Here is a 12,434-nt window from a genome sequence, read left to right as displayed (position 1 = left end):
GGTCAGATCGCCTGACCGACCCCGATGACCAGCAGCGCGCCGACCATGACCCACAGGCCCGTACGTCCCATGCCGCCCGTTCCCCGCACGGCGAGCCACAGCGCGTAGCAACCGCCCGCCACACCAAGGGCGTTGGCACCGATCGCGACCGCGCCGGCGCTCCCTACGGCCTGACCGACGAGCGCGGCGACGGCCGCCGCGAGGAAGACGGCCGCGCACACGATCCCCCGCAGCCGCTCGCGCCGCACCACCTCGGCGACCCGCGCCCGCTCCTCGGCCAGCGCGCGCTCCTCCGGCGGAAGCTCGGTCTCCCACTTCCGCGAGAAGTCCGCCTCCCACTGCAGGCCGGTGCCGTCTCCACCCGTACGTGTCATGCCCGCGACCCTAACCGACCAGCGGTACGTGGCTCATCCCGAGCCTCATCCGGGGGCTACGGCTCGTAGTGGTCGACGAGACTCTCCGTCGCCGCTTCCCAGAAGTGGGCACCATCGAGGTCCCGCGGGAGCGCCTGCACGAAGTCGCCGAACTCCTGGAGGGCGGCTTCCAGGGACTCGTCCCGTACGTCTTCGTCCTCAAGGTCATCGAGCCGGTCCAGTTCCTTGACGACGGCGGCGAGCAGCGCGATGGCGGCGCCCGCGTGGGCGGCCGAGGCGAACTCGTGCGCGGAGGCCATGCCGGAGGCGCTGTCCCAACCGTTGGGGTCGTAGACCGAGATCTCGCCGGTGGGCATCTCCATAAGGTGGTACTCGCTGCCGTAGACGCCGATGCAGCCGCAGGACGCGGGGATCACGTCGTCCTTGCCGTAGTGACCGGCGAAGATCTCGGCAGGCTCGGCCGTCCAGCCGACCACGCCACCCTTCCCCTGGTAGCCACCGTTGTCGATGTCGATCACCGGGAAGAACGTCCCGGGCTCACCGGTGCACGCTTCCACCCACTCCTGGGACGGGGTGCGGAGCCGAGCGACGACGGCGTCGGGGGCGGGGTCGTTCAGTATCGCCAGGGACAAGGGAAGCTCCATTCCTACGGACTCCGAAGGTTCTCGGTCCACCAACTGCACACGGCATGATCGCTGATCTCTCCGAGGGGGTCGCCGATGTTCGACACATTGCGGGGAGCTTCACGACGTGGCGTTGACGCCCCGGCCCTTGCCACTCACATGACGTCCTTGAGCGTTGCCGTCCACCAGCTGAACATCGCCATGGGGACAGTGCTGCCGAGGCCGACCTCGATCTGCGTGGACAGCGTAGCGAGCTCCAAACGGCTTGTGGTCATGCGTAGTTGGGAGCGAATGGCGATGTATCTCGATGCCAAGGTGAGGAACGTGGCGAGGTCGGGGGCGATCCACGTGCCGTACTCGTCGTCCTCGGGGCCTTCGACGTCCTGAAAGGTGTTGACCGCCTCGAACCACGGAGTGGTCCTTTCCGGGGCGTTGACGTCCTCGTCTGGGTGCCAGGGGACGAGGGGAGGTTCGCCGGGGGTACGCGGTGAAAGTCCGCGAGCTCGAAGGCGGGGAAGTCCGGGTGCCTGCCGGACGTACCGGGTTCGAAACCGGACACCACGTCGCAGGGGAAGGTGCGTGCCTCGGGCTTCTGCGGAGGGTCTGCGCACGCCGCAGTGAGCGGGTCGGTCGCGACGGACGGCGGGCGCCCGTCCGGGGACCAACCGGCGGGAGCCGGTTCGATCTGCTCGATCGGGCCGGGGAGCCAGCCGTTGAACGATACGGCCCCCGGTGGCCTCCAGTGATGCCATCGCACGCGCCAGGGCCGCGCTATCGGCAACTCGTCGATTTCGGCAGCCACTTCCTCCTCGGCCCGGGCCGTCGCGACCAGGTGCAACCAGGCAGCCCACTCCCCCCGGTCCGCAGGGCGCACGCCTGCCAGCCACAGTTGCAGGGCGTACCGGACGGGGAGCGGGAGCTCTGTCCGGGGGTCATAACTGCGCTCGACAGAAGCGAGCAGAGCGCTGATGTCCGAGTTCAAGAACTCATGGGCATCGCCAGGCAATGCATCCTCCGGCAACTGAAACCCCCTGTCGCTTGTCGTTGCGTCGATTGTCTTTCTGGGTACAGGCACCGAGCTCGCGGGGCCGGGGCGATGCAGCCGCTGCCGTCAGATGACTTCCTGTAGCCCCTCGGTCCACCAGCTGTGCGCGGCGTGCGGGCTGATGGCCCGTAGGCGGTCCTCCAACTCATCGCGCAGGCCGAAGAGTTCGCCCTGGGTGTAGGCCATCGGGAAGTGTCCGCGGAGTACTGCCCAGGTAGTGACGAGGCTTACGAAGACGTCCAGGTTCTCGGCCATGAGGTGGGGGGCCTCGTAGTCGACGTTCCACTGGCCCGAGTGCCAGTCGGGGTACCAGTCCTCGCCGGGTGGAGTGTCGTCGGGCAGGTCGGTCCCGCTCCAGTTGTCGTGGTGGGGCAGGCGGTAGACCCTGCCGGTGGTCGCGTGCACGGCGATGGGGCCGCCGTTCCAGTCACCCAGCGCGTAAAGGGGCAGGTCGCGGACGCGCGGCAGCGAGGCCTCGGCCTCCGGGTCGACGCCCAGATGGATCTCGGCCGCCGCCAAGGCCGGCAGTCCGGTCACCGTCAGGGTGCGCCGGGCGTGGGGGTCGGTGAGGTCCGCGGGGAGCTGTGATTCGGAGAGGCGGGTCATGGACTGCGTACCGAACACAGCCTCCGAGGACGACGCGAAGTCCGCCTGTTCTGGGGCGACATGGCAAGGACGTGCGTCGATCAGCGCGGCCGCGTTCGGGGAGGGCGGCATGGCGATGCCGAAGGGGTCGCCCCCGCCGCCCTCACCGTCTTCACCCTCCTCATCGGCGTCGAGGTCGTCGGCCCAGTCCTCGTCTTCGTCCTCGTCGAACTCGTCGTCCTCGTCAACCGTCTGCGGGCCAGGGAACCCGTCGGCGAACCGCTCGGGATCCGTGGCCTCGGCCGCGAAGATTCCGCCGGTCGACGCCACCACGACCAGCTCCCCCACCTCCAACCGGTCCCGCACGAGCCCCGGCTCCGTAGGGAACGGGTCGAAGAATGCGGCCCACGCCCGCAGTCGGCCGCCTCCGCCCTGCCACAACGGCTCACACTGCCCGAAAGCCGGCACCGCGCCCGTCCACGGGCCGGCGAGAACGCCACCCGTGGCCGCGTCGAACACCCAGTAGCGCGGCTTCGACGGGGTGTCGTCCCGCGCGACGACCGCCGCCCGGCCCTCCGGATCCCAGCCCTCGGGCGCGAGTTCGAGCCCGGTCACCGGACCGGGGAACACCTGCCGCGGGTCGACTACGCCCGGCGGACGCCAGTGTGACCAGCGGACCGTCCACGGGCAGTCGGGGTGCGCCGCGGCCACGGCATCCGCCGTCGCCTCGTCACCCTGCGCCCGTGCCGCCAGGGCCAGCCAGGACGCCCACTCGTCGGACTCGAACGTGCGCAATCCGGCCGTCTCCAGGTCGCGCGCGCGGCTGGCCGGCGTGGGGGCCGACCAGGCGGCGTGGGGGCCGACCAGGCGGCGTAGCGGTCGCGGAAGGCAGGATCCATCCGTACGGCGTCCAGGTTGGCGCGCACCGTCTCGTCGGCCTCGATGAGGCTGTGCGGTGAAAGCCTTGCCAACAGCCGTGCCTCGCATGCCAGTTCATGGAAGGGCTCGCCGTACCTTCCGCCCCGCGCCGCGTTCCTGGCCAACGCGAAGACGGCGTAGCGCCCCACACCGTTCGCCGTATCGTCGAACCGGTCGCGCAGCCACTGGGTCATCCCGGCGTGGACGCGGCGGGCGTGACCCAAGTCCACCGCGGCCCTCAGTTCATCTCGCCGCGACCAGTCGTCGAACCAGACCCTGCCGCTCTCGGCGACCGAGATCTCCGGTGCGTCCAGGGGCAGTTCCAGCTCACCTCCATTGAGCAGACGGGAGAGCTGACGCCAGACCTCGACCGAAGCCGCGGACGACCGCGCGAGAGCGAGTGCCTGCAAGGCCCACTCGCGCAGCCGACGTCCCCGCACGGGCCATCCTCTGCCCCTGCGCGACGAGTACCACCACCGGCCCGTCGCCGGGCGGCACCTGCTCCAGACCCTCGTGGACCTGTCCCAGCAGCTCCTGCGCTTCGAGCCCCGTGGCGTCGACCCATACGGACCGCGGCAGCAGCGCCTCCGCCCGCCGGAGGATCTCCGTGCGCCCCGTGCCGGCCGACCCCATCAGCTCGACGACGTACGGTTCGCCGCCCCGCTGCCAGTCGACGATCCGCTCGGCCGCCGCGTCCGTGGTGACGCTCTCGTGCATGGCTATGGGCTCCCCGCCCGGCTCTCGCGTTCCCGCTCCGTCAACCGTTCCAGTCGCCCTAGACCTCCCGCAGAGCCACGCCCCACATGCCGGAGGCCGCCCCCACCGGGTCGATGGCCGATTGAAGGCCTCGTACGCGGTCGGTCAGGCAGCGATTCCCGTCCCGGTCGCGATCGTTGGTGTGGAAGTGGAGCGCCAGCAGCCACACCGACGTCATCGCCAGGAAGTCCTCGACGCCGCGGCCCACGACCTCGGCCTCACGGAACATCGCGCGGTCCTCGCCGGGCAGCGCCAGCACCTGGCCGCTCGGGCCGTCGATCACCACGTCCGTGCCCATCCACGTGCCAATGACGAAGAACGGCCCCGCGACCTCGATGGTCCTGCCGGTGCGGTCCGTGGTCCGCGGCACCTCTTCGGGCCACTCGACCTCGCGCAGGAACCGCTCCGGCGGGGCCGGGGGCGGGCCACTGTGCGTGCCGTGCGCCACGCGCCACCAGGCGGAGTCCCATTCGAGGCCGTGAAAACCGAGGCCGTGCCGGTCCCGGAACGACGGCACGCCCTGGGTCGTGAGGAACTCGCGGGTCGCCCGGTGGGTGAGCCCCTCCGGCAACAGCGGCGGCGGGATCACCACCAGCGCACCGGGCACGTCCTCGTCCGCGAACAGGACGTCCAGATCGGCGGGCCGGGGCGCCGGGCCATGGTGCGGAACGGTGGCCGGCGCCTCCATCCAGTACGGGCAGGAAGCCGACGAGGGCCGCAGGGTGAGGCCCGTGAAGGGGACGCCGGAGGCCGGTTCGATGCAGACCAGACCGCCGAGGCCGCCCAGCACCACCAAGCCCTCTACAGGAACGGGCTGGAGCTCCAGGAGATAGGGATGGAGCATCTCCTCCCCTACGACGGTCAGTGGGTCGGGCAGCGGTGTCACCTGCGCGTACTCCTCGGGGGCGAGGGTGCGCACCGCCGCGATCAGCTCGTCGTTCTCCTCGGAGTCCGGCCACAGCTCGGAGGAGAGCAGCTCACCGGTCGCGACGTCGTAGATCTTGGTGATGTCACGTCGTTCCACGGCCACCAGCACCGGCCTGTCGTGCAGGCGCGCCTGAAAGGCGTCCGACACGTCGTGAAAGGGCAGGTACGACAGGTGGATACCGCCCGGCGGACGCCAGTGCGACCAGCGCACCCGCCACGGCAGCGCGACCCCGCTCTCCTCGACGCCGTCGGCGAGTACGGTGTCTCCGCGTACGGTCGCCTGGAAGTGCAGCCATGCCGCCCACGTGGGCTGCGCGCACGGAAGCAGTCGGTACTGGCGGGCGTACGCCGCGTCGGCGAGCGCTGAACCCACGGGAATGTCCGCCATCCCCATGCCCGCACCCTCGGCCACCTCCAGCAGCGACTGCGGCGCGAGGTGCGCGACGTGACGACCCTCGCGCAACAACGTCGCCAGCTCCCCCGTCTCCACGTCACCCGCCGCGTCCGCCGCGACGCAGTGCGCGGCCAGCGCCGTCGCGGCGTACCGCCCCATCGCGCCGGACGCGGCCCAGCCGTCCGGGTGCGCGAAGTCCACGCTCAACTCCTTGATACGGGACACCAGATGGCGGTTCACCCGCGCCCGCTCGCCCGCAGGCGTCGACGACCGCAACGTTCGTGCGACACCCTCCTCGCCGAAGGAGACGACGCCGTCATCGGCGTCCACCACGGTCACCACGTCGCGATGGGCCTCGGCCACGTCCAACAACTGCTCCCGGCCCGGACGGCGACCGGTCAGCCCGGCCACCAACTCCTGCCAGATACCGACCGGCACCTCGTACGCCTCTGCAAGCGCGAGCGCGCCCAACTCGGCGGGCAGACCGCTCGTGGGCACATCCGGTGCCCCGGCCGCGAGCGGAAGGGCTCGCACGTCGTCGGCCAGCACCCCCACGGCATGAACACCCGCGATGACGGTGTGCCCGCGCCGCGCCACGCGCTGCAGCGCCGCCATCAGCCGCTCCGGATCCCCACTCGTACGCGTCCGCCCGGCAAGGTCGAGGTGACGCACAAGGACCAGCCGCGCCGGCCGCTTCGGCACCTTCCGCACCGACCACAGGCCCGACGGCGGGAACGTCGCGTCGAGACCCCGCAGGATCTCGGTGATCGCCTCGTCACCGGTACCGGCCGATGCGTCGACGAGAACACTGCCGGCCACCCGTTCGTGCACCGCCGCCAGCACCTGGTCCGCCACCTGCCCCGAAGGGTCGACGACGGCCTGCACACGCTGCCCGGCAAGCCCCTCCCAGCCGTCGGCCAGCCGGCCGATCAGCTCACGGGCCGACAACTCCCCATCGGGCCAAGGCTGTTGTTCCTGGGCGTTCATGTCCCTGCTTTCCGCGTCCTGCCGTGGTGCAACAAAGAGCCTATGCCGACGTGGAGTCCGATCCGGCGCCGCCACCGAGAGCAACCATCTGCCGACGCATCAACATCCACATCTCCGTTACCTGGTCGAGGTGATCGGTCATCTCCGCGTCCATCGCACCCTTGTCCGATGTGGATTTCGTGTACCGGTATGTCGTGCTGTAGTAGACCGGAACGCCCTGCATGGATTCGTACTCCGTGATGGCCCGGGAGCATTCGGCGTATCCGGAATTGAGGCTCCTGGAACCGCAGGGTTCCCGTTCCGTGTACAGACCGGCGACGGTGTACGTGGGCGCGTCACCGTCCGCCGTTGCCGCGTTGATCCGGTCGACCCAACTCAGGATGTGGGACTCGGAATGCAGGGGGGTGACCCGGTCCCCGCCTGTGGGCACGGAGGAATCGATGACGTAGGTGCTGTTGCCCTCGGCATCGACGAGTTCGACGACGGCGTAATTCTTCTCGGAGACATCCGGGCCGACTCCGTCCGCCTTCGAGCCGGCCATTACGGCTACGTTCGACGAACGACTCTTGTTCTGCGCCGCGGCATCCTGATTCTTCAAGGCCTGGAGGCCCTGCTTTGCCGCCGAGCCCTGTCGTCGCTTGGGCTCCACCTTCGAGGCCGATTCCTCACGCCGCCTGACCGCCGTCGACCGATAGTCGTTCGTGGCGGGGTTGGGCACCGTGTTCTCGCCTGTCCCCTTGGTGGTTCCGAAGTACGGCCCCTGACCGTCGGGCGCGGGCCGAGGACTGACACCGACCGCGTTGCTTCCGTGGAACGCGTTGCTCATACGGGCGAGCGTGGTGATCACCGCATACTTCTCACCATCGTTCATGTTGGTGAAATCTTCGCCGAGAGCGGTCCGTAGCTCGGCATCGGTGAAAGCTACCGGGGGGACCTTCTCCATCGGGAACTCGGCAACAGCCTTGTCGTACGCCTGTTGCGCCTTGTCCCTCTTCTCGACCGCCTCGGCGAGCGGGCCCGCCCTTTTCGCCTCGGCCTCAGCCGTGGCGCCCTTGTCCTCGAGCTCCTTGATCTTGCTCTCGAGGTCCCACACCTTTGCGTTCTCTTCTTGCAGTGCACGCCTGGGCGTTTCCAGGGGCTCCATGGCCTGCTCGTACCGCTCCCGACGATCGGCGGCATCCTGCAAAAGATGGGCCAACGGCGCGCTGGGATGCGCGACCAGGTCCCGAATGCTCTCGTCCACGGACTCTATGTCGACCGGATATACGTCGTGAGAGTCGCGCAGGCCATCCTGGATCGGATCCGGTGGCGTGTTCTGCCGAATGTCCCCTGCCTTTTCCGGCACGAGCCCGGCATTGCGCTCGGCGCGCGTATCGTCCATGTCCCGTCGGGCGGCGGTATGGTCCTCGCCCTCTGACTGCGAGGAGGGGTCGGGCGCCGCGCCGTACGAGCCCGCGGATTGCCCGTCCTGGGCCGGGGACTGCGACTGGGGCTGGGACTGGGACTGGGGGTGAGCGTTGGGTGCCGGTTGGGAGTCGGCTTGGGAATGCTGAGAACTGGACTCGGTTTCGGACTGCGTTTCCGACGGAGTTTCGGACTGCGTTTCGGACTGCGTTTCCGACGGAGTTTCGGACTGCGCTGAGGAATCCGTCGATTCCTCGGTCGTCTGCTGCGGCTTCTCCCACGGCGCGTCCATCGTCTGCCCGTTGGAGTCGAACGGGACGTAGCGGACGCCGGCGGCGCCGGTGTGGATGGGGTTGGGGCTGACTTCGCCGGTCTGGTGGTCGACCCAGATGATCTGGCCGTTGTGGTTGTAGACGTTGAAGGCGTGTCCGCCGCCTCCGGGCCATTGGACGCCGACGACGGCGGCGGAGCCGGGGCCGGCTTCCTGGAGGTGGTGGGCTATTCGTGCGTACGGGCCTGGGTGGTCGGCGCCGGCCCAGATCTGGGGGCGGCCCGCCCAGGCGTCGAGGTTGTTGTACGAGTCGCGTTCGGGCGACATCGTGTCGAGTGTGCCGTCCGCGTTGGTGTCGGGGGTGCGGGGCGCAGAGACCTGGGGGTTGCCGAACCAGGTGGACAGGCCGGCGCGGGCGTTGTCGAGGCAGTTGTTGGAACGTCCGGGCTGCTGGAGGCCGCCGTCGTTCTGGAGTTGGGCCCATTCGCCGTTGGGGTCGGGGTGACGCTGCGGCGTGCCGTCCTCATTGCGGGGGACGGCGTCCTGGAGGGCCTGCTGGTGGGCGGGGTCCGGCGTCATCAGGCCGTAGGGGGCGTGGTTGAGGCTGTCGCGGATCTGCTGGAGGCTCTGGCCCTGGGCGAGGGGGGCCGGCTGGTCCTGCTTGGGGGGCGTGGTGTCGGAGGACTCCTGCGCGGGGTGGCCGTTCGAACCGGGCTGCTGAGCGCCGGGATTATTGTTCGGGGTCTGAATCGGGACCTGGATCTGGACCGGGACCTGGGTCGGCGCCTGATTCGGGGTCTGGTTGGCAGGCTGGTTCGGCGTCTGGCTTGGGCCCTGGTTCGTAGGCGGATTGGGGGTCTGATTCGGGCCCTGGTTCGCAGGCTGATTCGGGGCCTGGTTCGGCGTCTGACTCGGAGCTTGATTCGGCGTCTGCCCCGGAGCCTGGTTCGTAGGCTGGTTCTGACTCGGAACCTGGTTCGCAGGCTGATTCGGAGTCTGACTCGGGCCCTGGTTCGGCGTCTGGCTTGGTCCCTGGTTCGCAGGCTGGTTCTGGTTCGGCGTCTGATTCGGGGTGGGTGTGGCCGACAAGCCCGGCTGGTTCGGGGTGTTGGGGTTGGGGTTGGTCGTGCCGGGCCTGTTGTTGGTGGGGGTGTTGGGGCGGGGCGTCGAGGGGGTTGTCGGCTCGCGGCGGGTCGGTGTGGGTGTCGTGCGTTGAGGGGTCTCGGTACGGGGTGTGTCCGTACGGGGGTTCGTCGAGGGGGTGGGCTGGCGCGGCGGGCCCTGGGTCGGGGTGGTGGGGGCGTTCGTGACCGGGCCCGGGGTCGCGGTCGGTGCGACGTTCGGCGTCTGGTTCGGGGTCGGTGTTGTGGCGTTGGGGTCGCCGGTGGGCGTCGGGTTCGCCGTGGGTGCGGGGCGGGTCGGGGCGTGGGCCTCCGTGGCCGTGGCGCTTTGGGAGTGGAACGTGGGGCTGGACGACGTACGCGAGGGCGAGTCGGAGCCCGTGTGGGCGCCCGTACCCGCGCTGGGTATGGAGCCCGGTGTCGTGGAGGCGGAGGTGGGTGACGAGGTGTCGGTGGGCGTGGGGGTGCCCGCCGGCATCGCCGTCGTCGTGGGTTGTTGGACCTGCGTACGTGGGTCGGTCGCGGTCGATGGATCGTTACCGCGGTCGGGCGAAGGGGTGTGTGCGGCAGGGGCGTTGGACTCCTGCGTCGGGGCGGCGCTCTCCGATGCCGTGTTGATGCTGTGGGACGGGTCGGGCTGGCCGGGCGACGGCGTGGGGGTCGGTGCGGGCGACGGCGTGTTCGTGTCCGCGTCCACGCGCGCGTGCGGCACCGAGGAGGACGGGTCCGACTGCGCGGCGGGCGCGGGCGTGGCCGTCTCGCTGGCGTTGCGCTGCGCGTCCGTACCCGTCGACACGTCCGGCGTGCTCGACGATCCGGTCGAACCGGGTGAACCGGGTGAACCGGGTGAACCGGGCGAGGAATCCGGTGTGCTCGACGGGGCCGTGGAGCCGCCGGTATCGGACGACGTGGAAGATCCGGACGCTGGCTGCTGCTCGTGGTAGCCCTCGTCGAACGGGGTCAGCGGCTGGTCGGAGGACGGCGCCGGGGAAGGGGTCGACGTCGGTGTCGGCGTCGATCCGGCGTCACCGTTCGAGCCGACCTGGGATCCAACTCCCGTACTGCCATTGCCTGTTGCCCCCGCACTGCCGGTGTCGCCGGTGTCGCCGGAAGCCGAAGCACCAGCCGTACCGCCTCCGTCGCCACCGGCCCCGGATCCGGACCCGGACGCCCCGGAACCAGCCCCTGAACCACCGGAACCGGAACCGCCCGAGCCGCCCCCGGACCCACCGGACGCCGCTCCACCGGAACCAGCTCCCGCCCCGGCACCCCCCGCCGCACCTCCAGAACCGTCCCCGCCGGAACTACCACCGGAGCCGGCCCCAGCCCCAGATCCGGACCCGGCACCCGAACCCGCGCCGGCGCCGCCGCCACCATCCGCACCGCCCCCGGCCCCTGAACCGGCCCCGCCCCCCGAAGAACCGGCCCCAGCCCCCGCATCCCCATCCGCCCCGCCCGACGACGACGAGTTCCCCGCCGCACCGTCCAGCCCGCCCCGCGCATGCGACCCCGCCCGGCCCCCGGCCCCGTCCCGCAGCGACTCACCCAACGTGGAGCCGAAGTTGTCGAACCCGTCCTTGACGGCCGTCTTGCCCGCCTCGGCCGTGCGCCCCAGGTTGTAACCGTCCTGCGCACCGAAGTTCTGGTTCACCGTCTGCGCGACGAGATCCTTGCTCATCTCCTCCAGCGCGGAAACGAACGGCTCCTTCACCGCCTCCAGCGCCGCTTCCATCAGCGCCTGCGCGGCCTCCTTCAAGATCTTGCGGATCGCGATCCGGGACGCCTGCGTCATCGCCGCCGACGCCACCCCCGACAACCCGAACGTGACCACCGCCGTCGCCGCCGCCACCGCGATCTGGATCGCCAGCACAATCAGCTGAATGATCACCGCGATCTTCATCCCGATGATCAGCATCGCTGCGACATCGAAGACCGACGCGATCACCTCGGCCGCCTGCCGGGCATCGTCCAGATACCCCGACCCGCCCGCGAAGTTGTCCCACTTCTCGACGAACGCGTCGATCGACTCGCCGTAGTTGTCCGACGTGACATTCCCGGCCGACCGCATCGCATCCGACTGGATGTCCCCGACCTGCGCCCCGAAATCGCGCCACGTCTGGGCGCACTGCATCATGTGGTCCTCGTTGGCGGTGGGCCAGTCGAAGCCCAACATCTCCAACAGCCAGGCCAACTCGTCCGGCAGCATCATCGCCATGGCGGCATCTCCCCCGTGTCGCCGTACATCCGCCGGACCCCGTGTGCCTCAACAGACGTAATTTTGCGCGGAGTTTACCAAGCCACTCGGGCACCTGGGCACCCCCACCGGCCACACGTGTCCCGTTGTCAGAGGTCGCCCTTAAAGTGGGCATGCACGTGTTTACGGGGAACCAGGGAGAGTCGTGAGCTGGCAGAACAGCCCCATGGGAGCACCCCAGCAGCCTATGGCAGCGCCGCACCAACCCATGGCAGCGGCACAGCAGGTCGCCTACGAGCCGCATCCGTTCATCGGCGGCCGCGCCTCCGCCCTGCGCGCGCTCGCCGCCTGGCGGGCCGCCGTGCCGGACGCGCCGCGCGTCGCGCTCCTCACCGGCTCGCCGGGGTGCGGCAGTTCGCGCCTGCTGACCGGCTTCCTGATGCTGTGCGACCCCGGGCACCGCGAGCGCATCGACCTCTCGCGCCTCGATCCATGGACGGTCCCGCCGCCGCTGCCCGCGCCCGCCGTGCCGAGCGCCGCCGGGCTCACACCGGCACAGCTGCTGTGGGTGCTCGCCGACCACTACGGGATCGACGTCGCGCGCGATGCGGAGGTGTACGAGGCCTTGGGCGCGGGCGAGCGCGTGATCGTGGTGCCCGATGTGGACGAGGCCGGTCCCGTACGGGCGGGGCGCGGGCCCGAGCGGATGGCGCGCGAGCTGCTGCTGCCGCTCGCGGGGCTCCCCTCCGTACGACTCCTCGCCGAGGTCCCGCGCGCGGTGGCCGCCGAGATCGCCGCCGCGCTTCCTGCCGGGACGGCACAGGTCATCGATCTC

The 12,434-nt window shown here is 70.2% G+C and carries 6 protein-coding genes; all 6 read right to left on the bottom strand.

Annotated elements, in window-relative coordinates; genetic code table 11:
- Positions 1-2: 2 nt before the first annotated feature.
- Complete coding sequence (locus tag OG746_RS13810) at positions 3-374, bottom strand: hypothetical protein (protein ID WP_266714884.1); 372 nt, start codon at positions 372-374, stop codon at positions 3-5.
- Positions 375-430: 56 nt separating this feature from the next.
- Positions 431-1,006 (bottom strand): hypothetical protein, encoded by a 576-nt coding sequence (locus tag OG746_RS13805; protein WP_266714883.1) that lies wholly within the window; start codon positions 1,004-1,006, stop codon positions 431-433.
- Positions 1,007-2,108: 1,102 nt separating this feature from the next.
- The gene (locus tag OG746_RS13800; protein ID WP_266714882.1) at positions 2,109-3,422 is read right to left on the bottom strand and encodes an SUKH-4 family immunity protein; all 1,314 of its coding nucleotides are present in this window, start codon (positions 3,420-3,422) and stop codon (positions 2,109-2,111) included.
- A 450-nt stretch (positions 3,423-3,872) separates the two neighbouring features.
- On the bottom strand, positions 3,873-4,262 hold the full coding sequence (locus tag OG746_RS13795) for a hypothetical protein (RefSeq protein WP_266714881.1): 390 nt from the start codon (positions 4,260-4,262) through the stop codon (positions 3,873-3,875).
- 58 nt (positions 4,263-4,320) lie between these two features.
- Positions 4,321-6,609, bottom strand: coding sequence for an SUKH-4 family immunity protein (locus OG746_RS13790; RefSeq protein ID WP_266714880.1), 2,289 nt, complete (start codon positions 6,607-6,609; stop codon positions 4,321-4,323).
- Between the two features lie 40 nt (positions 6,610-6,649).
- Positions 6,650-11,620: a toxin glutamine deamidase domain-containing protein gene (locus OG746_RS13785; RefSeq protein WP_266714879.1), complete on the bottom strand. Its 4,971-nt coding sequence runs from the start codon at positions 11,618-11,620 to the stop codon at positions 6,650-6,652.
- Positions 11,621-12,434: the final 814 nt, after the last annotated feature.

The organism is Streptomyces sp. NBC_01016, from assembly GCF_026341035.1.
Classification (GTDB): Bacteria; Actinomycetota; Actinomycetes; order Streptomycetales; family Streptomycetaceae; genus Streptomyces.
This window is presented reverse-complemented; position numbering and strand designations above follow the sequence as displayed.